Genomic DNA, 26,320 nt, shown 5'->3' on the forward strand with positions numbered 1-26,320 from the left:
GTTTTGGAGGGAAAATCAGATTAGAGGTAAGCCTTCAAACAAAAAAAGGGACGTTTTCAAAAACGTCCCTTTCAAATTCTATGTGTAGAAGAAAACCTATTCGCGTACGATACCCATATCCCCTAAATCGAGAGGAATCCTTTTCCCGCCTTCCTTAATGGATCTATAAATGGCCTCTACAATTATCATATCGCGCTTGCCCATTTCACCTGGCGCATAGTTGGTCGTCCCTAGCATTATGTGCTTTGCAAAATCGTCCATCTGCAATTTTTGCTGGCTCTGGTGTGGGAATTTTATTTCCTTACCATTCGATGTGCGTCCGCTCAAAGGTCCGTAACTATGGCAAGGGTTTAATTCTGCCCAGCCTTTTTCGAACGAAACGAAAAGTCGGTTGGCATTGGCATTATGTGAAGTGAACAAATTGCCCACTACCCCTTCTGGGAATTCCATCTGGGCCGTAATGGTCTCATCGGTATCCTTAAAATACTCCGGTTTTGAACTGAATTCCTGTGCGGAAACGGATACCGGGTTTTGTCCGGTACCGTAAATATTACTCTGTATGGAGTAAACCCCCATATTCATTAAGGCACCACCACCCGAAAGCGCATGGTTCAATCGCCATTGATCGGGATTGCCCCGTGAGATATAACCTGCATCGGAAGACACATAACGTACGCTACCATAAGGTTTTTCCTTTACCAAGCGCTTAATTTCATTGGTATAGGGATCCGACTGCATGCGATAGCCCACAGATAGTTTAACCCCCGCCTCGTTACACGCATTAATGATGGCATCACATTCCGCTACGCTTACCGCCATGGGTTTCTCGCAAATAACGTGTTTGCCCGCCTTTGCCGCACGGATACAGAACTCCGCGTGCATACTGTTGGGAAGTACCACGTAAACGATATCAATATCGGGGTTTTTGGCGATGGAGTCGAAGTTTTCATAGTTGTACACGTTCTTTTTAGGAATGTTGTACTTCGCCATCCATTCCTTTTCCTTTGCCGGGGTTCCCGTAACAATACCCGCCAAATAACAATGTTCCGCATCTTGTAAGCCGGGAGCCAGCTGTCCGCCACTATAGCTTCCCAACCCCACCAAGGCAATGCCCAGTTTCTTTTTTTCTTTTCTAGGTGAAAACCCATAACCCAATCCAACACTTCCTATAATCGCGGTTCCGGCAATGCCTTGCGACAACTTTGTATTAAAACTTCTTCTTGATATTTTTTTCATTTTGTGTCCCTTTTATAATTTCCTCTCCTAAAATACATATAAATTAGGTTCCCCCTATTCCATCACCTAAGTTCAGTAGCAAAGAAATATCTACTTATATACTTTGTAACTTATACGTCTGAACGGATACCTATACCTAAAACTAAATTATGGCTAGTGAAGGTTTCATGGCGCAAGTCATAAGCAGTTTAAAACAAAACAGGACTCTTCTTAAAAAACGAAAATTCAAAGGTTTAAGAAAACTCTATAAAAATGAGGTTGATTTTAAAAAGCTAAATAGTAAAGAGCGGGCGATACTGAAGCAAAAAATTAAAGAACAGCACCAAAACAATAAAAGTATTGAAATCATTATCTATTCCCTATCCATAGTAGCCGCCTTTAGCATTCTTTATTACATCTATTGGTTCATCGTAGGGTAGTGACCGCCTAATTAATTTTTTATCTTTCCTGTTGATTAGCTACCTTTATAAGCAGTTTAACTTACATTTAATGGACCCGAATCCTTCTGCATCTCTTAAAACCCTATCTATTATTCACCTTGCATTGGTTGGCGGCATTGCTGTCTTTGGCGTGATAACCTATCTTAACAACGGTAGTTTTATAGCCAATGCAGACCCGAACGATATGTACATTTACGTGGTTCCCGTAGTTGGGGCCTTGGGGTATTTCTTGAGCCAGTTCTTGTTTAAAAAGCAATTACAGACCATTGATGAAAACGATAGCCTATCCTTAAAACTCGGAAAATACCAGTCCGCATCCATTACAAAATACGCCCTGTTAGAAGGGCCTGCCATTCTTGCCATATTTGCCTATAATCCAAGTGGCAATGCCTTGTTTTTGGTCGTCGCGATTTTCTTGGTCGTATACCTTTTTATGCAAAAACCCTCAGAAAGAAAATTTACCGAAGAGGTGCCCTTGAGCTTGGAGGACAAAAAGCAGTTCAACAATCAGAAAAAATAACCTACCGAAGACAATGAAACAAAAATCACTTTTACTTGCTTTTTTAATGGGACTAGGAATAATCAATGGGATAAAAGGACAAGATTGGCCGAATTTAGCCAATTTTCAATCAGAAAACGCCAAATTGGCCAAACCGGCCCCAAATGAAAACCGGGTCGTTTTTATGGGAAACTCCATTACCATAGGATGGCTGAACTCCCGACCTGAGTTTTTTGCGAACAAACCCTATATCAACAGAGGTATCAGTGGCCAGACCACGCCACAAATGCTCCTTCGTTTTAGACAGGATGTAATCGACCTTCGGCCCAAAGTAGTGGTCTTGTTGGCCGGCACCAATGATATTGCAGGAAATACAGGGCCCTCTACCCTTGATATGATCATGGACAACATAAAATCAATGGCCGAAATAGCGGTGGCCAATGATATCAAAGTGATACTGTCTTCCACCCTACCCGCCTTCGATTATCCGTGGAAACCGGGAATGGAACCTGCCCAAAAAATAGTAGACCTAAACAAAATGATCAAGGCATATGCCGATGAAAAAGGACATATCTATCTTGACTATTTTTCCGCATTGGCAGATGAACGCAACGGCCTACCAAAAAAGTATGCCAATGACGGTGTACACCCTACCGTGGAAGGTTACAAAGTAATGGAGCCTATGGTAGAAAAAGCCATAGCACAGGCCTTAAAAAAATAGAAAAGCTTATTTTTCTACACCGGAGGCCCGTTTAAAGCGTGAAAATGCTTTCGTTTTTTATACATATCTTAGGATATGTCATTCTATTTTGAATTTCACCCTTTAAACTTGCCAATGCAAAACACAAACCAGGATTCCAGTGCAACGCGAACCAAAGATGCCGCCCAGACCTACGATTCCATAGTAATCGGTTCCGGAGCGGGCGGACTTGCGACGGCCATTTGCTTGGCTAGGGCCGGAAAAAAGGTGGTCGTTCTCGAACAACACGACGTTCCCGGAGGTTGGTGCCATAGTTTTTACTTGAACGGACATCGGTTTACTCCGGGCGTGCATTACGTTGGGCTCATGGCCGAAGGTGAAGCTACCAACGATCTGTACAGGGGCTTGGGCATTGCCAACGAACTGGTGTTCTTTAGAATGAATCCCGACGCCTACGAACATGTACGCATTGGTCAAGAACGATTTGATTTTCCCGCTAATCTCGATTTGCTTATTGAGCGATTATCAGCACGATTCCCAAAAGAAAAAAAACAGATTTACAACTACCTTCACCTTACCAGAAAAGTAAGTGAAGAGCTTTACTCCCTTCCCTATTTCAAAGGATTCTGGCAAAAACTCACTATTCCCTTCAAAACCAAACACTTTGGCAAATACGGAATGTTCAGCGTAAGAAAGGTAATTGGGTGGCACATAAAAAATCCGCTTCTAAAAAACATTCTCAACATTCAATGTGGAGACCACGGGGTACAGCCAAAAAAAGTACCTTTTGTGATGCACAGTGCCCTTATGTACCATTATTTCGATGGCGGTTACTACCCCATGGGCGGAGGTGGCGCACTTATTAAAGCCATGACCAATACCCTCAAAAAAAATGGTGGTGAGCTCCGCACCTCGACCGCGGTAAGCAAAATACTTCTTGAAGGGGATACACAAAAAAAGGCCGTAGGAGTAACCTTGTCGAATGGCGAAAATTTGTACGCGGGAAATATTGTTTCCAATGCCGATGTGGGTATTACCTATAACGATTTGGTAGGAAGGGAAAACCTAAGTCGTAAATTTCAAAAAAAACTGGCGAACACCAAATATTCAAGTACATCTCTAATGTTGTTTTTGATAGTCGATATGGACCTTCGCGCAGCAGGCCTCGACTCCGGTAATATTTGGATGATGCCCAATAAAGACACCGACGATTTTTACGACAGTATGCTAGCTTCCGATATTTCCCAAGGCGATGCTTTTGAGGGAATGTTCGTTAGCTGTACCACTTTAAAAGATCCTTCAAGTTTTGACGGGAAGCACCATAGTATCGAGGCTATTACCCTGGTTGACTACAAAGCCTTTGAAAAGTTCAAAAACGAAGGTCAAGAACGCTCTCAAGCTTACTTGGATTTTAAAGAATTATTGATGCAAAAGATGATTAACGGCTTAGAAAAGGCCATACCCGGCATCAGCAAACACATCGTTCAGAAAGATTTGGGAACCCCTTTGACCAATAAGTATTACGTCAACACCACCGATGGTAATATTTACGGGACCGAGAAAAGCCTAAAACATATTGGTCCCTTTGCCTACAAGGCAAAAAGTGAAATAGAAAATCTATACTTATGCGGCGCAAGCATTCTTTCCCATGGTGTAGCGGGAGTTTCGCATTCAGGCGTAGATACGGCTGCCCAAATTCTAGGTTGTGACCCTGATGAACTTAAAAAACCACAAGAAGATCAACATATTAGAATCTACGAAGCCGAAGATGCTTCCGATTATCCGGAGTGGATGCTGAAGAAAATAGCGGTCAAAACTGCGAGAACAAAGAGCAAAACCCAAGAAATAAACTCATAAACCCTTCATTTTAAAGGTAAATCAAATTTAAACTAAGCTTTAAATCATTTGATTTTGCTTCACCCTACACAAAAGGTTTACCGCAATCGACCTTTTTTAAGTGAGCAGTCAAGACCAAGAACGTAAATCCGATATCGATAAGGGATGGACCATGGAAATGGCCATCCCCTATTCAAACTTTGGTGAGCTTGGTAAAGTGGTTGCGATCGAAGCTGGAAATAAGTGGGCCTTCCTCGCTATTCGTCAAGACCGCAATGATGCCAATGGCAAGAGGCGATCTACTTCAACGGTCTTTCCAATTTATGACATTTCCAAAAATGTATATCAACCCCACCGTTTTGTCTTAATGGAATTCGTTGAATAGTATGTTTTATTACCAGTTGGTAAACGAGCCATCTTTACGTCGTAATCTTGGTATTTCAATTGGTTTGAAAGTATGTTCCTGTGCCAATTCCTCATTAAATTCCACTCCAAGTCCCGGGGTATCCAATACGGGATAGGTCGGCCCGTTCAATATAGGTCGTATCGGATAGAATTCAGGAGCATCCGTACCCATATACTGTGCAGGGGTATTCATTTCTTCCAACCAACCGAAATTAGGACAAGCTGCCGCCATATGGATGGTAGCCGCCGTACAAATGGGCCCTAATGGGTTATGTGGCATCAAATCAATATAATGTGCTTCCGCCAAACTGGCCACTTTCATCGCTTCTGTAATCCCGCCTACATTACAAATGTCTATACGTGCATATTGTGTTAAGTTCCTTTCCAAAAAAGGTAGAAACTGCCACTTACTGGAAAACTCCTCACCTATGGTAAAAGGGATATCAACCATTTTACGAAGGTTCTCATAGGCTTCGGGGTTTTCATCACGGATAGGTTCCTCTATATAATCCAATGTTCCCGGCGGCATACGTTTCATGAACGAATACGTCTGTGCCGGAGTAAGTCTTGTATGGTAATCGATGCCTATGGTAATAGCCGTACCCACTTCTTTACGCAGGTCCGTAAGCCATTCGGCTATGATAGCAATGGACTGGCGAGGTTCAAAAAGCTCTTTATCTCCCTCGGCTTCAAACTCGGCAGGTGCCAAACGAAGCATGGTCCACCCCTCTTTAATACAAGTTTTAGAATACTCAAAGAGCTCCTCCCTTGTTCTAAAACGAACCGAAGCAAAACAATCTACATAGTCACGATGTTTACCTCCTAGAAGTTCATATACCGGTACACCAAGGGCTTTTCCCTTAATATCATAAAGCGCAATGTCGATTGCGGAAATAGCCGCCGTAAGTACTCTTCCGCCTTCAAAATACTGTCCTCGGTACATTTCTTGCCAAAGAGCACCAATATTTCGGGCGTCTTTCCCAATCAAAAAACCTTTAAAATGTTCTATGGCCCCTATAACGGCCAATTCCCTACCGGAAAGACCGGAAGCTCCCCATCCGTATATTCCGGAATCCGTTTCAACCTTAACGACCAACTGACTTCCAAAACCTACATTGATAGGGTATGTTTTTATTGCTGATATTTTCATAAAAATGCCTATTTACTATGTTTTTATTTTATTATTTTTTTGGCACGATACGTTCCACTTTACCTACTATAAAGGTGTAAGATATAAATCCGAGCAATGCTATTCCCCCAATAAAGAAAAGAGCTGGGCTAAAATCGCCATCTTCAACCAAATAGCCAATAACAATGGGTACAACTATACCTGCAAGACCACCGATAAAGTTAAACGCCCCGCCGGTAAGTCCTATTAGTTTTTTAGGTGCCATAAGCGAAATAAATATCCAAGCGATACTTGCCAATCCATTACCGAAAAATGCGACAGCTAAAAATAGTATTACGAAGAAAGTACTATCTGTATAATTCGCCCCAATAATACATGTAGATAAAAGCATTCCAATGATGATAGGGGTCTTTCGTGAAATTTCTACGGAATAGCCTTTTTTAATCAAATAATCAGAAGTAAAGCCCGATAGAAGCACCCCGAAGAATGCCGCTAAAAAAGGAATGGAAGCCAAAAATCCCGATTTTAGGAAATCCAATCCCCTAAACTCTACCAAATACGTCGGAAACCAAGTCAAAAAGAAAATGGTGGTAGCTCCCAAACAGAATTGACCGATGTAAAGTCCCCAGAGTTTTCTATAGATAAAAGCCTGTTTGAAATCGTTCCAGTCAAATTTTTTCCTCTCTTCCTTTTTCACATCGTTCTTACCGATCAGACCTCCCCCTTTTTCGATGTACTCAAGTTCTTTTTTACTGATGGACTTATAGTCTTTCGGGTCTCGGTAGAAAAAATACCAGATAGCCGCCCATACCAGACCGATGATCCCGGAAATAATAAAAAGTCCGCGCCAACCAAAATAACTCTGTATGGCTACAAGTACCGGGGTCAAGAAGGCCAAACCTAGAAATTGGCCCGAGGTATACACCGCTATTGCAGAGGCCCTTTCGTTTTCAGGAAACCATTTGGTCACCACTAAGTTGTTCGTTGGGTAGGAAGGCGCCTCAAACACCCCAATACTGGCCCGAAGGCCTATCAAGGCCGCAAAAGAACTTACCATACCCTGTATCAAGGTCGCTACGGACCACAATGCCATTATCAACGAGTACAATATGCGTGTCGGAAATTTGTCGGCGATAATCCCTCCCGGAATCTGAAGGCAAGCGTAGGTCCATCCAAAGGCCGAAAAAACATAGCCCATTTGCACATTGCTCAGGCCAATATCTTCCTTCATGGCAAAAGCCGCTACCGAGATATTACTTCTATCCAAATAATTGATCACCACGGTAATAAAAACCATGGCCAGTATATTGTAACGCTTCCGTGAAGATTTTTCATTCAGGTGTAAATCGGTCATTGAATCGGTTGTGTTTTTTAGGTTGATTTTCAAGTGCTTCCCTTTATCTGTTCAGAAACAAACGGTGTAAAAATCCAACACTCAAATTTAAAAGCGTCAAGATAACAATTAATATAATTTAGTGTCTGATAAGTTCGTTTTAAAACATACTATCCCCTAGCGAATTCGTTATAAAAATATAGGACAACGCATCTATATCCCATGACCGGTCTCTATGGAGATTCCTTAGTTGGTTACTACCTAACACCCAAAACAAAAAAAGCCCAATTCCTTAAGAAACAGGGCTTTCCTTGAAATTACCATTTACTAGTCCACTGCCTTGAGCTTCAACATCAACTCACCCGTTTTCAACCCTTCTGATTCTGCTGCTATCCTTACGTCGCCTACGTTGAAATTCGATTGTACGATAAGAAGACAGCGCCCCTTATCGGTTACGATCTTGGTCGATTGGTAATCTTGAACATTCCTGGCCGAACCATTGTCTACCCCCAACAATCTTACATCGCCGGTAATGGAGAAAGAAATTTCAGCGTTACCATGTCTTACAGGGTTCCCTTTTTCATCTACAATTTGGGCCACTATATGGGCCACATCGTAGGCATTGGCAGATAGTTGGTTCTTATCTACGGAAAGTTGAACGGCATAAGGCACTTGAGCCGTCTTTAATGAAGCCTCTGCCCCTACTTTCTTTCCATTTATAAAACCTTCCGCCCTAAGCTCACCGGCAACAAAGGGCACAGACCACTTATAAATGCGATCGTCAAAATCCTTAAGTTGTTTTCTGCCTAGCGAAGCATCGTTTAAAAAGAGTTCCACTTCATCGCAATTGGAATAGACCTCTACAACGGTCGGTTCGTTGGTCTCGTAGTTCCAATATTCATTACTTTCATGCCAGAACCACAGTGCCTTCTCCCACCCGTTCTCTTTCTTTTCCACGGGCTCGCCCGCCTCGTTCAATTTATAGATCGATTTGTCTAAAGACTGTGTGGTCAGGTGCAAATGCGGTTCGTCGTTCCACAAAGTTTTCATCATGTGGTACGAAGTCTTTTCAAAACCGGCCTGATCCAATAAACCGCTTTGAGTACCTTTTTTGGGCCAACCTCCATTCGATTCGCCCATATAATCGATTCCCGTCCAAAGGAAGAGGCCGGAAATAAATGGGCGCTCCATCACCGCTTTCCATTCGTGCCATTGCGGTAGATTTTCGGTTCCCATGATGACTTTATCCGGGTAATTCTTGTGGCCATAATCATAAATCACCCTTCTATAACTGTAGCCTACTACGTCGAGTGCATCGGCATAGCCTGAGAGATGACTTGCGGAGGGCAGAATACAATTGGCCGTAACATATCGCGTAGTATCTAATTCCCGGGTCCATTTCGCCAATTTTTTAGCGGTTACCCCAATATCATATTTTTCCTTGGGCAAGGTGTTGAGTTTCTCTTTTATCTGTTCTACCGAATACGGTGGCTCTGAAAAGAAGTAATTGCCCTGCCATTCCATATTATTGAAAAAACCGGTAGCTTCGGCATTTCGCGGATACGTCCATTCTATTTCGTTCCCGATACTCCATTGAATGATACTCGGATGGTTTCTATGGGCCAAAACCGTATTCTTTAAGTCCTTTTCGGCCCACTCTTGAAAATGCTCGGTATAGCCTCTTGTGATATAGTCTACACTCTGCTCGTTCATATTTTTTCTTTTGTCCTTCGGATTGTCCCATTCATCAAAGAACTCGTCCTGCACCAAAAAGCCCATTTCGTCACACAGGTCCAAAAACGCTTGTGAGCCGGGATTGTGAGAAATTCTGATGGCGTTACACCCCGCTTCCTTTAACTTCTGTAGACGCCTTCTCCAGACACCGTCGGGTACGGCCGCCCCTACCAATCCACCATCGTGGTGCAAGCAAACCCCTTTTATTTTTCGATTTTTACCGTTAAGGAAAAAACCTTGATCAGGGTCAAAACGGATGGACCGTACACCAAAAGCAGTTTCTTGTTGGTCTATGAGCTTTCCTTCATAAAGAATTGAACTTACCACTTTGTAGAGATAAGGCTTATCGACATCCCACAAAATTGGGTTTTCAAGGGATACAGACTGTAATTGAAGGCTTTGATTATTCCCTCGAACCTCAATAGGTTGTATATGACTGTTGACTTTTTGCCCGTCCCTAGTATAAATCTCCATTCGGAGTTCCGCTTTTTTATCCTCAGGAAAATCATTCTGAATTTGAACCGACACCGACACCTCCGCTTGTTTTTCCTCTATTTTCGGGGTGGTTACGAATACGCCCCAAATAGGTATATGCAATTTGTTCTTCACCAAGAGTTTTACGTCTCGGTAAATACCCGAACCGGTGTACCAACGACTATCGGCATAACGGGTTCTATCTACTTTCACCTCTATCAGGTTGGTATCTTTTTCCGAATTCAAATAGGGCGAGATATCGTAGTAAAACGGAGAGTATCCATAGGGATGTTCCCCTACTTCCTTTCCGTTTAGGGAAACCTCGGAATTGTTATAGACGCCGTCGAACAAGATATAGGCCTTTTCATCCGATTTCAATTGAAGCGGGAATTTTTTACGATATATTCCCACACCTCCTGGAAGGTATCCCGTAGCCCCTTCCCCGTTTATAGAATCAAAAGAAGCCTCTACACTCCAATCATGAGGAAGCCTAATATTTTTCCAATCATCGTTTTGCCCCGTTGAATCGACCAAACGAAACTCCCAATCGAAATTAAAATCGGTCATAACATTAAACTGCGAGTCATTTGACGGCTCGCGGCCACATGAAGAGAGCAACACGGCTGTAATTACTACGTATAAAAAGTGTTTTATCATAGGTCTAATCTTTATTTTAAAGCCTGAAATAAAAAAAGCCCGATTGAATAGGAACAAACAACCGGACTCAACTACTAAAGAACAATATTTTTACTTGTCAAAAACGGAACCATCATTATCCTAAACCATTGGCATATGCTACAATTATGATACCTACCACCATACAACCAAGACCTCCGTATAAAAGATTCCTGGCCTTGGGGGAGGCACTTACCCATTCTTTTGTTACGATACCGCTAACGATGGCGGTAGCTACGGAAGCCGTATTAAAAATGGCATATCCGACCGTATTCCCCGATGCCCCCAACTTAAAGGCTGCATAGGCAAAAAGGGCGGATGCGGCATAATGAAAAACCGCCATGATCAATATCAGAAACAGGTTTTTTCCGAAAGCCGGAGTCTTGAATTCCCCCCATGCATTTTTAGCGTTCAATTGCCATAGGAAATAGGCGGTCATAACGATACCCCCACTAATAAAGATCGGGAACATTACGGCTACGGCCGTTATCCAATCGGCATTGCCCTGGGCCACACTGGCCTCATGCAAGTAAGGTCGACCTGCGGCATTGGCATAGCTAAAGCCCGTGGCCAATAATCCACCAACAACGGCGATCATAATGCCGGTCACCATTGAACCTTTGGCCGGCGCACCTTCGGAGGCTATTTTAGCTTCGTCCTTTTCTCGGGTAAGTCCGGCTTTACCGTTTAAGATAACCCCTAACAACACTACTAGAATACCGAGCAAAATAAAGGTCAATACATTTGAGGGAGGAAGTCCGTCTTCAATAAACGGCAATAGGGAGCCTACCAAAATTATGGTTCCGATAAAGATGGAAAAACCAAGGGAGAGACCAATATGGTTAATGGCCTTACTCCACATCATAACCCCAATTCCCCAAAGGAAACTGGTAAGGCCCATTTTCACCCATATATCGGTCGGCATATTTCCGAAAATTTCCCCAAAACCCTGGATAAGGGTCAAAGAAGCAATAATCGGCACAACGAACATGGTCAAAAGAAAGAAGAGACTCCATGTATTCTCATACTTGAAACCTTTTGTAAATTTTTCGGGAAGGGCATAAAGGCCCAACATCAATCCGGCGAAAATCGCCCATAATACACCTTCGGTCATAACTATAATATTTAATTGGGGCCAAGTACACCGGTTCGGGCATACCAGGCCGTGTTTGGTTTACCAGTTGAATTTAAAAATCGTCGTACTATCGTAATCCTCCCCCACTTTTAAGATTGTCTTCGGGGCGTCTGAAATATTGGGGCCATTTGGGTAGCGGTGAGTTTCACAGCAAAAGCCGCGATATTTACCGTATTGCAATCCCGATTCTCTTTTGAGCTCATCTGAAGTATATTTTCCGGTGTAGAGTAACATTCCGGGTTCCGTGGTGAAAACTTCCATGGTGCGACCACTTTTAGGTTCACTAATTTCTGCCACTTTACCCAGTTCAAACCCCTTATCCTCAAAGAGGTAAAAATGTTCAAAGCCATCGCCCATAGCCTCGTGTACTTCCTTTATGGTCTTTGGAGAGCGCAGGTCGTCGACCTTGCCCGCAACAGAGACGTTTTCCCCAGTGGCAGCTCCGGTTTCATCCCAAAGCTGTTTGGTATCGGCATCTACCATTACGGTGTGACCCTCAACATTTTCAGCAAAGCCCGAAAGATTAAAATAGGTGTGATTCGTAATCGTAAAAGGCGTGTCTTGGTCGGTGATAGCCCCATACCGTATTTTAAGTTCGTTGTCATTGGTCAATGTGAAGGTCACCTGAACCGTAACATTTCCTGGAAAGCCCTCTTCCAAATGTTTACTCTCAAGCTCCATTTGAACACTGGCAACTTCAGGCGAAAACGCCTTTACCTTCCATATTTTTTTATCGAAACCGATTTTTCCTCCGTGCAGGTTATTATCGCCAACTATTCTTGCCAATTGGTATTCCTTTCCATTCAAAGAAAATCGGGCATCTTTTATTTGCGAGCAATAGCGGCCAACCGTTCCCCCAAAATATGGGGCATTGGCTTGATAGGCCTCGGAGAAATAGCTCTCGAACGTATCAAAACCACAAACGATTTCATCCGTTTTCCCTGTCTTTTGCGGTAAAAGAATAGAGGTAATGGTAGCCCCATAGTTGGAAATCTTTACACTAAGCCCATTATCGTTCTCTAAAGTATAGCGGTAAATGTTTTCACCGCTCAATACACCGAAATCTGTCTGTGTCGTTTTCATTATCGTAAGCGTTTTTGAATGTTCTAGTCAGAATTATTTATTTCGATTGAAAAGCTGCCAGTTTTTCCCAATCGAACTCCACTCCTACCCCTGGCGTATCTGGTGCTACGGCAAGATGGTTCTCTACCACCAACGGTCTTTTGGTGTATTGGTCAATAGGAAAACTATGTACCTCTAGCCAACCTGAATTCGGTTGGGCGGATACCAAACTCACATGTAGTTCCTGCATTCCATGCGAACAGGCTGGAATATTATGCTTATCGGCCAACCGTGCGGCGGCCAACCAACCTGTGATTCCACCACAATTTGAAGCATCTGGCTGTACAAAGGATAATTTTGCCTGATCCATGGCATATTCAAATTCATGGATGGTATGCAGGTTCTCGCCCATAGCCAAAGGAAAGCCTGTAGCATCGGCAATTTGTGAGAAACCTATATAGTTATCAGGAATAATCGGTTCTTCGAACCAAGTGATATCGTATTCCCTAAAGCGGTTAATAGCCTCAATGGCCTTATCAACGGTCATTGAGTAGTTGGCATCGACCATGAAGGTCACATCGGGCCCGATGAACTCACGTACCGCTTTAATGCGCTCTATGTCCTCATCGAGATTTTCCCTTCCGATCTTAATCTTGACCGCGTTGAAACCCGCCGACAAATAGCCCTCCATATTCTTCAAAAGTTTTGGAATAGGAAACTGTAAGTCAATTCCCCCACAATAAGCTTTACAGGTATTACCCGCACCACCGGCCATTTGCCAAAGTGGTTTTTCGGCCTTCTTACAACGGATATCCCACAGTGCAATATCTATCGTAGAAACGGCAAAGGAAACGATACCCCCTCTACCTACATAGTGCATGTGCCATTCAAGAAAATCGTAAATCCCATCAATATCGGAACCGTCCTTACCTATCAAGGCCGGTGCTATATCGTAATCGACCATGGCCTTAATGGCATTTCCTCCTTTTCCACCCGTATAGGTATATCCAGTGCCCGTACTACCATCTTCTAAAGTGATCGTAGAAGTAATCAGTTCAAAATGCGTATGGTCTCCGTGTTTGGCATCGTTCATAACTTCCGGCAAGGGAACCCTGAACAATTTACAGTCAACCGATTTTATACTTGTACCCATTTATGCCTTGTGTCTAATATAAAACGTCTTTTTCTCCATGTACTGCTCAAAGCCGTACTTCCCATCTTCACCTCCCGAGCCACTTAGCTTATATCCGTTATGGAAGCCTTGGTGTTGTTCACCATGACCACGGTTTACGTAGATTTCACCGTATTCCAACTCATCATTACACTTCATGATGGTATTCATATCATTGGTAAAGACCATGGCCGCAAGTCCGTATTCACAGTCATTGGCATAACCGACCACTTCTTCAAAAGTCTTGAATTTCAAGACGGGAAGAATTGGCCCAAAAGATTCTTCATGAACAATGGTCATATTTTGGGTTACATTGGTCAAAACCGTAGGCTCAAACCAAAATCCTTTTTCAAAAGCACCACCTTCAAGTTTTTTACCCCCTGTAGCCAAAGTCGCACCTTCTTCTAGGCTCACGGCAACCAAATGCTCCATATGCTTTAATTCGGAAGCATTTACTTTAGGTCCCATATCGGTATCCTCCAACATAGGGTCACCTACCTTAATAGCCTTTGTCTTGGCGATAAATTTTTCCATAAAGGCATCGTAAATGCCCTCATGAACGTACATTCTTTCATTACAGGTACACACCTGTCCACAGTTATCAAAACGCGAGTGTAGGGCAGCGTCTACAGCGGCATCGATATCGGCGTCTTCAAAAACAATAAAAGGAGCTTTCCCTCCAAGTTCCAACTGAACGTGCGTAAGGTTTTGTGCCGCGGCCCTGGCAATAGACTGACCCACGGGCGTAGAACCGGTCATTGTCACCATTTTAGTAATAGGACTTTCAACAAGGGCATTACCCATGGCCCTACCCGGACCGGTCAATATATTGATGACCCCATCTGGAATACCCACTTTTTTCGCAAGATTACCCAATTCCAAAGTAGCCAAAGGCGTTTCGGAAGTCGGTTTTATAACGATAGTATTTCCGGCAACCAAGGCTGGACCTAATTTACGACCGGCCAAGGCCAATGGGAAATTCCAAGCGGTAATGGCAACCACTACGCCGCGAGGTATTTTCTGGATCCAAATTTGCTCGTTAGGGTTGTCGGAAGGCACAATATCCCCCTCGATTCTTCTAGCCCCTTCACAAGCATATTCAATAAAAGAAGCGGTAACAGCCACTTCCCCCTTAGCTACTTTTAGCAGTTTCCCCTGTTCCTTGACCAAGAGCTCGGCCAAGAAATCGGAATTCGCCTTAATCTCATCGGCCAACTTATACAGGAGCTCGGCACGCGAACGGGCCGGTAATTTCTTCCATTCCTTTTGGGCCTTTTCGGCCGCCTGTAGCGCTAGATGGGCCTCTTCGACCGTACCGTTCTGAACCCTTGCAACGACCTCTTCGGTAGATGGGTTTATAATATCTATGGTCTCACCTGAGGTTGAGGTAACCCATTTTCCGTCGATAAATAGTTGGTATTCTTTAATTCCTGACATTTTTCGTTAATTATTAGTGTTTTCTATATGAATCCATTCGTTTGGCCGCAAGACCTTCAAACCTTCTTTCCAATTGCCAAAGAGGTCGCTCCAAGGTTAATTCCCAATTAAAGAGCATTTGATAAAGTTCACGGACTTTTTGAGGATATTTAGAAGCTAAATCATTAGTTTCGGATATATCTTCCTTAATATTATAGAGTTCCGCAGGGCGATCGGGAAAGCGTACCAGCTTCCAATCGTTATGCCTAATGGCTCCCCTAGCTTCTTTTTTCCAATACAGTGTTTCATGTGGCCTCCCTTGCTTTTTTCCTTGTAGGTAAGGCAGGAGGTCTACCCCGTCCAATCCGTCGATAGCATTGACGTCACCACCGGCCGCCGTAACAAAAGTCGGCAATAGGTCCAATGTACTAATTGGGTTTTCATAAACCGTATTCGGCTTTAATTTACCGGGCCATGACATTAGAAAAGGAACGCGAATCCCCCCTTCTAAATGGTTGGCCTTGGTGCCGCTTAAAGGAAGGTTCGAAGATTCGTTTGCATCCGATGGCCCACCGTTATCGTTAGTAAAAACAATTAGTGTATTCTTATCGAGGCCCAATGCCTTGATCCGGTCCAAAACCTTACCGCAAGCCCTATCCATGGCAATGGTCATTGCCGCTAGCGTCTTTCTTTTTCCGCTTAGGCCTTTGACCTTTTTAAGGTCTTCTTCCTTTGCTTCCATTGGGGTATGTACCGCATTAAAAGCCAAGTAAACAAAAAACGGATTCTTCTGGTTCCTCTCGATAAATGCAATGGCCTCATCGGCCAATTCCTCCGTTAGATAGCCTTCGTGTTCTTGAAAACCTCCAAAACCACGTTCTAACCTATCTTCGTTTCTCGTAAGTTCGTTATCGGCTCCGAAGGGCATATAACTTCTTGCACCTCCGCGAAAACCATAAAACTCGTCAAAACCGCGTTTGGTCGGATGAAACCGATCGGCATTCCCTTGATGCCACTTCCCGAACAAAGCTGTTCTATACCCCTGTTCCTTTAGGTAGTCGGCAATAGTTTTTTGATCAAGGGGCAAGCCCATATCGTCACCCGTAAGACCGTTTTTACTCATCAAACCAGGAACGTTGTTCTCTTCAAACCCAAATTTCTGCTGATACTTTCCGGTTAGGAGTCCCGCCCTTGACGGACCACACACGGCCGCAGACACATAGGCCTGCGAGAAGCGTACGGCATTTTTTGCAAATTTGTCTAGTTCGGGCGTCTTGAATTCTTTACTCCCATGAAATCCGAAATCGGCATAACCGGCATCGTCGGACAATATAAAAACAATGTTCGGTTTGTCTTGGGCCCAGCCACTAAAGAGCATAGTGAAAGACGCAAAGAACAAGAACACACGTCTTGACCATTTCATTTTTCTATATTTTTTGTGGATTATTTTTTACAATTCCCGGTACCATTATCTTCCCATCCAGCCACCGTCTACCAACATGGTAACACCGTGCATATAAGCCGCTGCATCTGAACTTAAAAAGACTATAGGTCCCGCAAAATCTTCAGGTTTACCCCATCTACCAGCTGGTATTCGCGACAAAATAGACGCCGATCTTTCAGGATCGTTCCTTAAAGCCTCGGTATTATCGGTACTGATATAACCTGGCGCTATGGCATTTACGTTCACTCCCTTAGCCGCCCATTCATTGGCAAAGGCCATGGTCATCTGACCGATCGCCCCTTTACTGGCCGCATAACCAGGCACTGTAATACCACCTTGGAATGTCAACAACGAAGCCGTAAAAATAATTTTACCTTCCCCTCGGGCCACCATCTCCTTACCGATTTCGCGGGTAAGGACAAATTGCGCCGTTTGATTGATTTCGATTACCTTATCCCAATACTCATCGGAATGTTCAACTGCAGGGGCCCGAAGAATGGTACCTGCATTATTTACTAGGATATCGATTTTAGGAAAATCGTTTTTCACTTCCTTTATAAATTCATATAAAGCTTCCCTATTACTAAAATCACAAGTGTATGCCTTAAATTTTCTTCCCGTGGCCTCGACTTCCTGCCCTACCATACTACCATGCTTCTCCAAAGAGGCGCTAACCCCTATGATATCGGCTCCCGCTTCTGCCAATGCTACGGCCATAGCCTTTCCTATACCTCTTTTACACCCCGTTACCAAAGCTGTTTTTCCTTTCAGGCTAAATTGATTCAATATGCTCATTTTCTATGCGTTGTTTCCCTTTAATTATTGTTGACAATCCATAAGTACTTTCATACCATCAGGATTATTATCTATATTTTCAAATACTTGTTGAATATTGCTCAATGGCTGAACATCGGTAATCATATCCTCGAAGGGCAGTTCGTTTTTTGTAATCAAATCGATTGATTTTTCATAGTCCTCCTTTTCGTATACCCTAGCCCCGATCAGGCTCAATTCTTTCCAGAAAAACTTGAAAAGGTCTACCGGTTTCTTTTCCCCATGAATGGCCACCATCAAGATTCGCCCGCGAATACCGGCAACCTCACACATAATATCCAAAGCAGGCTGTACCCCTGCAACTTCAAAAACCACATCGGCACGACGGTTATCGGTTTGCTCCTTCACATACTCTACTAGGTCTACCTTCGTAGGGTTTACGGCATGTAATCCCATTGACTGGGCCTTAGCGATACGTTTTTCGTTCACTTCTGAAACGATGACGTTTGCCCCTACTTCCTTAGCTACCATGGCCACCAAAAGACCTATAGGGCCGCCGCCCAAAACCACGGCCGTTTCACCGGCTACCAAACCACTTCTACGAACGTCGTGGGTAGCAACCGATAGGGGCTCGATCAAAGCGGCCAATTTTAAATCGGTCTCCGCCTTTAGTTTATGAAGGACGAAGGCAGGTACGTTCCAATACTGCTGCATAGAACCCGGACTATCGATACCGATGAATTTTAAATCTTCGCAAATATGGTTAAAGCCTTTATCGGAAGCCTTTACCAAACGATCGTCCAAGGGACGGACCACAACTTTATCGCCAACCGCGTAGCCTTCAACCCCTTCGCCAACGGCGTCGATGATTCCCGACATTTCATGACCAATGGTCTGAGGCATGGCCACCCGCTTGTCCATCATACCATGATAGATATGCACATCGGTGCCACACACTCCTGAATAGGCCACTTTAATTCTAACCTCACCTTTTTCCGGTGCTTCAATTTCCTTCTCGATTACGGAAAAGGTTTTGTTTCCTTTGTAAACAGTTGCTTTCATCAAACTTATTTTCCTATTGTTTTTTTACTCCTTTAGCTACGTGACGTGTTTTTCTTTCCGAAGAAAAACGCATGATACTCTGGTAATCGCCATTATTGTATATATGCGTCAATCCCCATCGTAAAATTTCGGTCGGTTCCTTTTCAACATCCGCTGTTCGGTTCAGTCCGATAGCATGGGCATTGACCCCTGGTATTACCGATTTAATTTCAAAGTTAATTCCGTCTGGAGCCCACTGGATCGTATTCTTTTCAGGACCATCTGTAGTGATCAACGAAGCAATACCTCCGTTATAAGGCCAAACACAGATTTCATGACCACTATTGCTAATAGGGTTATATGGAGATTTCACGTAAGGCCCTTTGGGATTGTCGGCTATGGCCACACCATGACGTATCTGTCTTCCGCCGAAAGTAATCGCTTCACCCATCTGTTCCCCTTTGTAATAGAGATAGAATTTCCCCTTATAAGGTATAATACATGGATCATGTACTTTATGGCTATCAAAATCACCTTTTTTAATCACGGCGAAACGATCTTGCTCTTCACCCTTCCACACTCCGTTATCGGCAGGACTCAAAATAGGCTCTTCACTTTTGGTCCATGGCCCGTCGGGAGAATCCGCCCAAGCCAGACCTACTTGATTTTTAACACGGACATTATAGGGTGATTTTACCGTTTGATAGCAGAGGTAGTACTTATCTTCCCATTTCATGATCTCAACGGTAAAAACGGAGCGATCATCATAAGCCCCTTTTTCACCTCTTGTTACTGCGGGACCTTCTTCTTTCCACGTCCAACCATCTTCGGAGGTAGCATACCAAATATCACATCGATCCCACGGAAAAACCTTATCTTTTTCAATATCCCCACCAAAACCTTGCGTTGGCCCGGTACTTTTAGAATACCACACGTAGTACTTTCCATTCTCTTTGATTATGGCACTTGGATCACGACGAACGACACCTTCCTCATAAGCCAAATCCCCCTTTAAAGGTTGTAACGGACCAAATTGAATAAACCATTCATTACCCAAGTCCGTAGGCCATTTCAAGGCTCTTTTTGACGCAGCGCTCAAATGGTTGGTATCCGTAATGCCGAGATGGTCAATTTGTTCGGGAGTAAACGTCACCTTCTCTGGGCAATCATCTGTAGATTTCATTTCTTTTGTAGTTTTGGGAGAATTGCAGGCCGATACCAGCACCGCAGCAAAAATTAAAAATTGGGAGTATTTGTTCATAGTTATTGATACTTGATCTAAAATTTAAATATACATGTTTACACTACTAAACTAATTGGCTCGATTCATCGCGATATAATCGGACGGGGAAGTTCCATAGAACTTCCTAAAACACTTACTAAAATAATTGGGGTCGCCAAAACCGACCTGATAGCTGACCTCGGCAATCCGGAGCTCTCCACGGGAAAGCAACTCTCCCGCCTTCATCAGCCTTAAGTTCCTCATAAAATCCTTTGGCGCATGACCCGTTATTTTTTTTAATTTTCTAAAAAAGGTCGAACGACTGGTATTCATGTCGAATGAAAGGTCATCTACCCAATATGTATTGTCGGAGATATTTTCCTCTACAAAATCCAAAACCTTTTCAACAAACTCCCTATCCCCTGCTTCTAACGCGGAAAGATTCACCGTTAATCCAGGTTGACCCAAAGTGTTTTTTTCATCTACATCGCCCGCAAAAATCATTTTACCCGCTTTACCCTTCAATATCTTGAAGTGTTCTGAAATATTTTGATCCATACCAAACTCTAGTACTTTCACTTTTGCCATCAAGGCATAAAATGCATCAAGTAAAATAGCGGGCATATTCAATCCTTTTTCAAAGACCCCATTATACACCTGCACATCATCTCCGTAATCATCAACAAAATCTACATTAATATGTAGCTCACCGTTTTGCAATACTCCATTCTGGTTTTCAACGTCACCAAGAGCATCTTCCCTTATAACAATTGTAGCATCCATATGGTATTTTTTTTGATTCAAATAAGAAACTAGTTTCATATTTGAATCAAAAATATATAAAAAATTGACATATAGACATATTTAGACCATCTTTTTTTAGGATATGCCCCACAATTTCCCTTAAAAAAATCAAAACCCTTATTTCTAGCTATCAGTCGATTAGCACAATGTTCCGGACAAAATATCCATAGACATAAAAAAAAGACCTGCCAGACAGGTCTTTCTTATCTTCCATCACCTCAAAAGTGATATTTAATTACTCCTATTTTTACTCCACAAAAAATCAATGGGTCAAATATCCCAGCTTGGTAGAAATTACAAGGGCGTATTTCATAACGATTTTACCCTTACTTTCAAATTGCGATGCAGGAAGTCTACCGTAAGGAGCCGTAATCCAAAGTGCCGCTACGGGATAACCGTACTCATTGAATATGGGAGCACCCACACAATTAATCCCTTCAATATCCTCGCTATTATCTACCGCATATCCTTTTTCCCGAACTTCTTTCAACACCCTCTTAAACTGTTTCTTTGATGTAATGGTATTTTCGGTAAACTTGGTCAGAGGTTTTCCGTTCAAGGCCATATCAGCTTCTTCCGAGGGAATATGGGCCAATATACATTTACCCCCTACCGAACTATGCAGATCAAATTGGGTACCAGGTTCAACAAATAGTTTGACCGGGTAGGAAGAGGGCACCTGTTCCAAAATAGTTCCCGTAGAGCCTAGAAGCACCCCTAGCATGACCGATTCCTTGAGCTCATCGCGCAATGCGCGCATGACGTCTATAGAATGCTCTACAATACTCTGTTCGTTCATAGAAGAAATACCAAGGGTCAGCATTTTTCTAGAAAGGGTTATTTTTTTGGTGGTTTCGTTCTTCTGAAGATAATTCTTGAATATAAGGGTACTGACAATCCGAAAAGCACTGGATTTTGTAATGGAAAGGGTTTCTGTTATTTCCGCAAGGGTCATACCTTTGGTTCGAGTAGCCAATAACTCAATAATCGAAAGCCCTCTCTCTAAGTTTGGAACATTGTAAGTGGACTTTAATTCTGCCTTCGGTTTCTTCATTTTAAAATATTATATGCGCAATTTAACAATCTTGGGCGTATTTTCGCAAAAATTTGCATAGGCTCCCATAGAGAGACTCCCCTTCGACCAATCTTCTAAAGGGACGAAATGTACTCTTCCAGATTGACCGATCTTTCCAATTTCATTTTTTTGCGCAATCTATATCTTGTTGTGTGCACCGACTCGACCGAAATCCCCAAAAGTCTAGCTATTTCCTTACTTGAAAAGTTTAGTTTGATCAAAGCGCACAACTTTTGATCCGCTTGACTTAGCTTAGGGTACATTGTAGTGATCTTATTATAAAAGTCTTCGTTTACCGCGGTAAAGCGAAGGCGGAATTCCTCCCAATTGTCGCTTCGATTATGGGAAATGGATTTTAAAACCTGTTTGACCTCTGGTTTATCGGAGATTCCTTCCGCTTCTTTTAACCTTTCCGCTATTTCCTTCAAAAACTCATCCTTTTCGACCATTTGAAGCGCCGATACGGCCAACTCTTTATTCTTCAAGTCAAGAAGTTCCTTCCCCTTCTTGATTTCGAGCTGCTTATTTCTCCGCAACATTTGCTTTTCTGTCAAATGCCTAGTTCGAATCGACCTGAAATAAATAAGACCAAGTATAGCCATAAAAACCAAGGAGCCCAATAAAATAATACGCTGCAGCATCGATATCTTATCGGCCTGTTCCAATTTTTCCAAACGCTGTTTCCGCACAAGGCGTTCCTGTTTTTCCTTTTCTACCCTAAATTCATCCTTTATTTCCAAAAGACTCTGGTTGATTGCCGTTCTACTATCAAAGAACTGGGCGTCAATGGCTTTTGCCTTCTTTTGGTTTTTATAGGCATTTTCATACGCCCCGAGACTTTCATACAAATCGGCCAGTTTCTCATACACCAAGGAAGAGAAATCAACATGGCTATTGTATTCTTCCGAAATTGCCAAGGCTTTTTTATAGTAAACTTCGCTTTGTTTATAATTGGACATATTCGCATAGACGTCACCCATATCGGAATACACCAAAACCAGAAAAGACGGCCCGTTCTTTAAAAACCACGACTCTACTTCCCCCAACAACAGCAGGGCCTCTTCGTTTTTATTATCCAAATACAATTGAAAGGCCTGTTCAAAATGTAAATAAGCCATAGGAAGTTGCCCGTCTATGGGAGCATAATTTACAAAACAACTATCAAGATACACCCTGGCCAAGTGGTGCTGGTTTAATATCCTATGGGTAGCGCTTATCAAGTAATAATTTTCAACCAGATCAGCTTTTTGCAGTTTGCCCCTGTCAATTAACTTGCGATTGATTTCAAGGGAGGTCTGCAAATACTCTAGGGCCTCGTCTTTTCGTTTAAAGAAACTATAAAGTCTACCTAGCCCATTATAGACAGAGGCCTTTAAAGCATCATCATCGACACTATCCGCCAAAAAAAGGGCATACCAAAGCGTATCGTATGATTTTGTATAATCAACATGCTGCCCATTTATATAAGGCATCTCTAAAAGAGCCTTTACCGCATTGACCGTGTCGCCTTTTTTTAATAATTCTTCATGTTTTTCTTGTAACAGGACCAATGCTTCTTCAGGGTTGTCACGCCTCAATTTTCTTGCTTCCTCAAAAAACGCTTCTCCCTGCAGGCCTTCCAAAGTATCGGATAGTTGCTGCGCATCTAATCTACTTAGTGGAACCCAACAAAGGATAACCATTATAAAAGAAACCAAATGTTTGACCTGCAAAACCATAGTTTATTCTATATCCTGATTTAATTTAAACAAGTTGTGATAACCGTCATTATTTGCAACTAGAATAAATTTACTGCCTTTTGTATTCAACGCGGCTATATTACGAACATCTTTATCCGCAAAGAAACCCGATTGCAAATTAGGCACCAAAACGAAAGTGCCTTTACCATTTCCTTTCAGAAAAGTTCCGATGCCAGCATCTGAGCGGGTCGTTTCAACTTCAGATTGCTTGTTATTATCGGCCAACACCAAGTATTTGTTCCACCTCTGTAGTCCATGGTGCCATTTACATCAGGTTTATAAAAAACTAAAATTAAAGTACCAATTCTTAAAAGCCCAACAATGTTAAGAAAAGCCCCATAAGAACGCTTCCCTTTAAAAGGTTTAAAAATCGGTTTTTCATAATTGATTACATTTTAATTGTGTAGTTCTGAGTTAATTTTTTATAACAAAACAATAGGCCTCAAATTATCACCTTAGAAATATTACCGTCCCTTTTTTGCTAAATCGCCCAAAAAACCTAAAGTGAATGTATGTAATATGTGTTAGTTTTTTGCACAATCGTTCCTAGACAAAAACTGAACAACATTAACTTTCAATGTTAAAATAAAAACTACATATAACTCATAATCAACAATTTAACACCAACAACAAACATAAATCAAATAATAGACAACTGACAATTATGTAGCTCCAGTGCAAGAATATAAGAAAGTGAATATCTACTTTGAGTAAAGTATATTTAGGGCAGTCCCTTGCATTTTAAGATGAAGAAAATCCGTTTTATTAGCATATTTCATCTAAAGAATAGGCAAGCGCACATACGATTTGATTCTTATCCAAATGGATTTAAGAAACTCGTCCATGTAAAATTTTAGGACTTTATAAAAATGGATTTTCACTAAATAAACATTTGGCTATTTGAAGTTCTCCACTAGAGCGTAATTCCTTCGCCTTCTTAAACCTTATTTTTTTATAAAATCCTTAGAGGCACACTGCGGACTGTTTTTTAATCTCCTAAAAAAGTAGAGCGACTCGAATTCATATCGAACGATGGATTACCTACCCCATAGGTATCGTCTGAGATATTCTTCTCAATAAGACGGGAGGTTCTTTTAAGAACCTCCCGTTTATCTGAATTTATTGAAGAAACTTCCGAAATACTTTGTCTCAACATTTCCTTTTTTCAGTCGTATTCATCAAAAAATTTACTATCTAATATTCAAACTTATTACAGTGATGAATTTTGTGTCAAAACTCCAGGCTGAAGGTCTAATTGTACTTGTGGTATTGGCCAATAATTGTTTTTACCAGAAGTAAAAGAACTGCCAGACAACCATGGTAGCTTATTGTCCTTCAACTCACTAGACAAATAATTGTTTAAAGTACTATCAGCAATTCCCCATCTTACTAGATCATAGAAACGCATTCCCTCGAGTGCAAATTCTAATCTCATTTCGTGTCTTACGGCCATCCGAGCATATTCTACACTAGGAAAAGAATCGTAGAGCCCTAATTTATAGTTTGCGGCAGGTTGTGAGTAATCTACTATGATAGGATTGCCTTCTTCAAAAGTAGTATTTGATACTTTACCCATTACAATATCGTCAGCTGCCCTCTGTCTTATCCGATTTACCAATGCAAGAGCTGTAGGTAAATCGTTTTCCTCTACTGCGACTTCTGCTCTCCATAATAATACGTGACCAAGCCTTAGCAACCTGAAATTGTTACCATTTACCCCTGGTGCCCAATAACCGGACTCAGTTGAAATTACACCTCTATTACGCTTATAGAACATGTTTTTCTTATTCATGAAAGGCCCCATGTTCAATTGATCAGACATCCAATCGCTTCCACTCATTGGCCCCCAATCTAAAAATGGGATACCTCTTCTTCCAATAGTCCAATCAACCCTAGGATCTAATAAATGACTAGTCGGTGTAAATTCTTCCGTATCTGAAATTTGGTAATCCTCTAAAAGAAGGTCATCCTGAAAACTATCTAACAATGGAAGACCATTATCTTCTACTTTATACGCATTGAAAAGGTCAAAACTAGGTGCACTATAAGAGTAACCCAGCCCTTCAACATTTGGATACAAAGTCTGGTGATCAACGCCGGAATTATGTACACCTGCCCCATCATTTACAGAATATTGAATTTCAAAAATACTCTCCCCATTATTTTGATGTTCTTCATCAAAATTATTGTAAAAATGAGGCTCTAACTGAAAAGGTCCCTCTTCAATAATGTTATCTAGAAGTGGTTTTGCTTCCGCAAATTCACTCTGAAACAAATGAACTCGTGCTTTTAATGCCTTTGCTGCCCATTGTGATGCCCTACCAACTTCTGATGGTGCCGGATCTAGATGGTCAATCCCAAATTGAAGATCATCCTCTATATCATCCCAAATCTCCCGATCGTTTTTAACCAAAGCTGGATCAACATCCTCGGTTATATAGGGTACTTTTTCAAATTTAATTCTTAGTTGAAAATGAAACCATGCTCGTAAGAATTTAGCTTCGGCTTCAATTTGGTCAGCCTTTTCTGTCGATATTACTTCTCCGGCCGTTGCTAAAACACGAAGAACATCATTAGAGCGCGCTACCCCATCAAAATTAACACCCCAGGCACCATTTAACCATTCATTATCTGACCTTACTTCATATCGTTCTATATCATTAATTTGCGACCAACCTCCATTGGTATCCCCTCTATGCATATCATCAGAAGGAACGTCTCCCCAAATCCAATTGGTTCCAGAAGCCTCTCCTTGGCCACCCTTAGGACTACCGTTACTAGAGTATCCATCAATTAATGAATATGCACCTATAAGCAATCCATTTACCCCTTCCTCATTGGCGAGGGTTAATTCGTTTACGGTACCCACAGGCTCCTCATTAAGAAAATCATCACTACAAGAGGTTATCAAAACCAAAATTGAGATGGCAAAACTATTTGCGAAAAATTTATTTTTCATCTTTTCTATTTTTTTTA

Annotated in this window: 23 protein-coding genes; 5 read left to right on the top strand and 18 right to left on the bottom strand. The window is 42.1% G+C overall.

Annotation, left to right across the window (positions count from 1 at the left end):
* Nucleotides 1–96: 96 nt before the first annotated feature.
* Complete coding sequence (locus tag ZOBGAL_RS21835; RefSeq protein WP_013995969.1) at nt 97–1,236, bottom strand: Gfo/Idh/MocA family protein; 1,140 nt, start codon at nt 1,234–1,236, stop codon at nt 97–99.
* Between the two features lie 149 nt (nt 1,237–1,385).
* On the opposite strand from ZOBGAL_RS21835, the gene ZOBGAL_RS21840 reads away from it, so the two are divergent.
* From ZOBGAL_RS21840 to ZOBGAL_RS21860, 5 genes are all read left to right on the top strand, one after another.
* Nucleotides 1,386–1,655, top strand: a complete 270-nt coding sequence (locus ZOBGAL_RS21840; RefSeq protein WP_046287649.1) for a hypothetical protein — start codon at nt 1,386–1,388, stop codon at nt 1,653–1,655.
* A gap of 70 nt (nt 1,656–1,725) precedes the next feature.
* The gene (locus ZOBGAL_RS21845; protein WP_013995971.1) at nt 1,726–2,196 is read left to right on the top strand and encodes a hypothetical protein; all 471 of its coding nucleotides are present in this window, start codon (nt 1,726–1,728) and stop codon (nt 2,194–2,196) included.
* A gap of 46 nt (nt 2,197–2,242) precedes the next feature.
* Nucleotides 2,243–2,896: an SGNH/GDSL hydrolase family protein gene (locus ZOBGAL_RS21850; protein ID WP_231854778.1), complete on the top strand. Its 654-nt coding sequence runs from the start codon at nt 2,243–2,245 to the stop codon at nt 2,894–2,896.
* Between the two features lie 114 nt (nt 2,897–3,010).
* Nucleotides 3,011–4,732 carry a phytoene desaturase family protein gene (locus tag ZOBGAL_RS21855; RefSeq protein ID WP_046288143.1) on the top strand — a complete coding sequence of 574 codons (1,722 nt, stop codon included), beginning with the start codon at nt 3,011–3,013 and terminating at the stop codon, nt 4,730–4,732.
* Between the two features lie 100 nt (nt 4,733–4,832).
* Nucleotides 4,833–5,096: a hypothetical protein gene (locus ZOBGAL_RS21860; protein WP_013995974.1), complete on the top strand. Its 264-nt coding sequence runs from the start codon at nt 4,833–4,835 to the stop codon at nt 5,094–5,096.
* A 9-nt stretch (nt 5,097–5,105) separates the two neighbouring features.
* On the opposite strand, the gene ZOBGAL_RS21865 is transcribed toward ZOBGAL_RS21860, so the two are convergent.
* From ZOBGAL_RS21865 to ZOBGAL_RS21940, 17 genes are all read right to left on the bottom strand, one after another.
* A complete protein-coding gene (locus tag ZOBGAL_RS21865) occupies nt 5,106–6,266 on the bottom strand; it encodes a mandelate racemase/muconate lactonizing enzyme family protein (RefSeq protein WP_013995975.1) in 1,161 nt (386 codons plus the stop codon).
* A gap of 31 nt (nt 6,267–6,297) precedes the next feature.
* Complete coding sequence (locus ZOBGAL_RS21870) at nt 6,298–7,599, bottom strand: MFS transporter (protein ID WP_013995976.1); 1,302 nt, start codon at nt 7,597–7,599, stop codon at nt 6,298–6,300.
* 306 nt (nt 7,600–7,905) lie between these two features.
* Nucleotides 7,906–10,443 carry a glycoside hydrolase family 2 TIM barrel-domain containing protein gene (locus ZOBGAL_RS21875; RefSeq protein WP_013995977.1) on the bottom strand — a complete coding sequence of 846 codons (2,538 nt, stop codon included), beginning with the start codon at nt 10,441–10,443 and terminating at the stop codon, nt 7,906–7,908.
* A gap of 115 nt (nt 10,444–10,558) precedes the next feature.
* Nucleotides 10,559–11,575: an L-rhamnose/proton symporter RhaT gene (locus ZOBGAL_RS21880; RefSeq protein ID WP_013995978.1), complete on the bottom strand. Its 1,017-nt coding sequence runs from the start codon at nt 11,573–11,575 to the stop codon at nt 10,559–10,561.
* A 60-nt stretch (nt 11,576–11,635) separates the two neighbouring features.
* A complete protein-coding gene (locus ZOBGAL_RS21885) occupies nt 11,636–12,679 on the bottom strand; it encodes an aldose epimerase family protein (RefSeq protein ID WP_013995979.1) in 1,044 nt (347 codons plus the stop codon).
* 37 nt (nt 12,680–12,716) lie between these two features.
* On the bottom strand, nt 12,717–13,811 hold the full coding sequence (locus ZOBGAL_RS21890) for a mandelate racemase/muconate lactonizing enzyme family protein (protein ID WP_013995980.1): 1,095 nt from the start codon (nt 13,809–13,811) through the stop codon (nt 12,717–12,719).
* Nucleotides 13,812–15,266 carry an aldehyde dehydrogenase gene (aldA, locus tag ZOBGAL_RS21895; RefSeq protein ID WP_013995981.1) on the bottom strand — a complete coding sequence of 485 codons (1,455 nt, stop codon included), beginning with the start codon at nt 15,264–15,266 and terminating at the stop codon, nt 13,812–13,814. It lies immediately after the preceding gene.
* A 13-nt stretch (nt 15,267–15,279) separates the two neighbouring features.
* Nucleotides 15,280–16,668 carry a sulfatase gene (locus ZOBGAL_RS21900; protein ID WP_013995982.1) on the bottom strand — a complete coding sequence of 463 codons (1,389 nt, stop codon included), beginning with the start codon at nt 16,666–16,668 and terminating at the stop codon, nt 15,280–15,282.
* Between the two features lie 45 nt (nt 16,669–16,713).
* The gene (locus tag ZOBGAL_RS21905; RefSeq protein WP_173427297.1) at nt 16,714–17,478 is read right to left on the bottom strand and encodes an SDR family NAD(P)-dependent oxidoreductase; all 765 of its coding nucleotides are present in this window, start codon (nt 17,476–17,478) and stop codon (nt 16,714–16,716) included.
* A gap of 30 nt (nt 17,479–17,508) precedes the next feature.
* A complete protein-coding gene (locus ZOBGAL_RS21910; protein ID WP_013995984.1) occupies nt 17,509–18,525 on the bottom strand; it encodes a (R,R)-butanediol dehydrogenase in 1,017 nt (338 codons plus the stop codon).
* A 13-nt stretch (nt 18,526–18,538) separates the two neighbouring features.
* Nucleotides 18,539–19,687: a glycoside hydrolase family 117 protein gene (locus ZOBGAL_RS21915; protein ID WP_231854779.1), complete on the bottom strand. Its 1,149-nt coding sequence runs from the start codon at nt 19,685–19,687 to the stop codon at nt 18,539–18,541.
* Nucleotides 19,688–19,816: 129 nt separating this feature from the next.
* Nucleotides 19,817–20,509: a helix-turn-helix domain-containing protein gene (locus ZOBGAL_RS21920; protein WP_158499759.1), complete on the bottom strand. Its 693-nt coding sequence runs from the start codon at nt 20,507–20,509 to the stop codon at nt 19,817–19,819.
* A 283-nt stretch (nt 20,510–20,792) separates the two neighbouring features.
* Nucleotides 20,793–21,584 carry an IclR family transcriptional regulator gene (locus ZOBGAL_RS21925; RefSeq protein WP_013995987.1) on the bottom strand — a complete coding sequence of 264 codons (792 nt, stop codon included), beginning with the start codon at nt 21,582–21,584 and terminating at the stop codon, nt 20,793–20,795.
* Between the two features lie 95 nt (nt 21,585–21,679).
* Nucleotides 21,680–23,317 (bottom strand): tetratricopeptide repeat protein, encoded by a 1,638-nt coding sequence (locus tag ZOBGAL_RS21930; RefSeq protein WP_158499760.1) that lies wholly within the window; start codon nt 23,315–23,317, stop codon nt 21,680–21,682.
* A 9-nt stretch (nt 23,318–23,326) separates the two neighbouring features.
* On the bottom strand, nt 23,327–23,569 hold the full coding sequence (locus ZOBGAL_RS21935; protein ID WP_046287651.1) for a hypothetical protein: 243 nt from the start codon (nt 23,567–23,569) through the stop codon (nt 23,327–23,329).
* Nucleotides 23,570–24,332: 763 nt separating this feature from the next.
* Nucleotides 24,333–24,500 carry a hypothetical protein gene (locus tag ZOBGAL_RS23650; RefSeq protein WP_158499761.1) on the bottom strand — a complete coding sequence of 56 codons (168 nt, stop codon included), beginning with the start codon at nt 24,498–24,500 and terminating at the stop codon, nt 24,333–24,335.
* A 54-nt stretch (nt 24,501–24,554) separates the two neighbouring features.
* On the bottom strand, nt 24,555–26,303 hold the full coding sequence (locus tag ZOBGAL_RS21940) for a RagB/SusD family nutrient uptake outer membrane protein (protein ID WP_013995990.1): 1,749 nt from the start codon (nt 26,301–26,303) through the stop codon (nt 24,555–24,557).
* Nucleotides 26,304–26,320 lie beyond the last annotated feature (17 nt).

This window comes from Zobellia galactanivorans (assembly GCF_000973105.1).
GTDB classification, from domain to species: domain Bacteria; phylum Bacteroidota; class Bacteroidia; order Flavobacteriales; family Flavobacteriaceae; genus Zobellia; species Zobellia galactanivorans.

Excerpts from the sequence above, each read along its gene's own strand:
- ZOBGAL_RS21835 (WP_013995969.1), bottom strand. The coding sequence starts at position 1,236 with ATGAAAAAAATATCAAGAAGAAGTTTTAATACAAAGTTGTCGCAAGGC.
- ZOBGAL_RS21840 (WP_046287649.1), top strand. The coding sequence starts at position 1,386 with ATGGCTAGTGAAGGTTTCATGGCGCAAGTCATAAGCAGTTTAAAACAA.
- ZOBGAL_RS21845 (WP_013995971.1), top strand. The coding sequence starts at position 1,726 with ATGGACCCGAATCCTTCTGCATCTCTTAAAACCCTATCTATTATTCAC.
- ZOBGAL_RS21850 (WP_231854778.1), top strand. The coding sequence starts at position 2,243 with ATGGGACTAGGAATAATCAATGGGATAAAAGGACAAGATTGGCCGAAT.
- ZOBGAL_RS21855 (WP_046288143.1), top strand. The coding sequence starts at position 3,011 with ATGCAAAACACAAACCAGGATTCCAGTGCAACGCGAACCAAAGATGCC.
- ZOBGAL_RS21865 (WP_013995975.1), bottom strand. The coding sequence starts at position 6,266 with ATGAAAATATCAGCAATAAAAACATACCCTATCAATGTAGGTTTTGGA.
- ZOBGAL_RS21870 (WP_013995976.1), bottom strand. The coding sequence starts at position 7,599 with ATGACCGATTTACACCTGAATGAAAAATCTTCACGGAAGCGTTACAAT.
- ZOBGAL_RS21875 (WP_013995977.1), bottom strand. The coding sequence starts at position 10,443 with ATGATAAAACACTTTTTATACGTAGTAATTACAGCCGTGTTGCTCTCT.
- ZOBGAL_RS21880 (WP_013995978.1), bottom strand. The coding sequence starts at position 11,575 with ATGACCGAAGGTGTATTATGGGCGATTTTCGCCGGATTGATGTTGGGC.
- ZOBGAL_RS21885 (WP_013995979.1), bottom strand. The coding sequence starts at position 12,679 with ATGAAAACGACACAGACAGATTTCGGTGTATTGAGCGGTGAAAACATT.
- ZOBGAL_RS21890 (WP_013995980.1), bottom strand. The coding sequence starts at position 13,811 with ATGGGTACAAGTATAAAATCGGTTGACTGTAAATTGTTCAGGGTTCCC.
- aldA (WP_013995981.1), bottom strand. The coding sequence starts at position 15,266 with ATGTCAGGAATTAAAGAATACCAACTATTTATCGACGGAAAATGGGTT.
- ZOBGAL_RS21900 (WP_013995982.1), bottom strand. The coding sequence starts at position 16,668 with ATGAAATGGTCAAGACGTGTGTTCTTGTTCTTTGCGTCTTTCACTATG.
- ZOBGAL_RS21910 (WP_013995984.1), bottom strand. The coding sequence starts at position 18,525 with ATGAAAGCAACTGTTTACAAAGGAAACAAAACCTTTTCCGTAATCGAG.
- ZOBGAL_RS21915 (WP_231854779.1), bottom strand. The coding sequence starts at position 19,687 with ATGAAATCTACAGATGATTGCCCAGAGAAGGTGACGTTTACTCCCGAA.
- ZOBGAL_RS21920 (WP_158499759.1), bottom strand. The coding sequence starts at position 20,509 with ATGGATGCTACAATTGTTATAAGGGAAGATGCTCTTGGTGACGTTGAA.
- ZOBGAL_RS21925 (WP_013995987.1), bottom strand. The coding sequence starts at position 21,584 with ATGAAGAAACCGAAGGCAGAATTAAAGTCCACTTACAATGTTCCAAAC.
- ZOBGAL_RS23650 (WP_158499761.1), bottom strand. The coding sequence starts at position 24,500 with ATGTTGAGACAAAGTATTTCGGAAGTTTCTTCAATAAATTCAGATAAA.
- ZOBGAL_RS21940 (WP_013995990.1), bottom strand. The coding sequence starts at position 26,303 with ATGAAAAATAAATTTTTCGCAAATAGTTTTGCCATCTCAATTTTGGTT.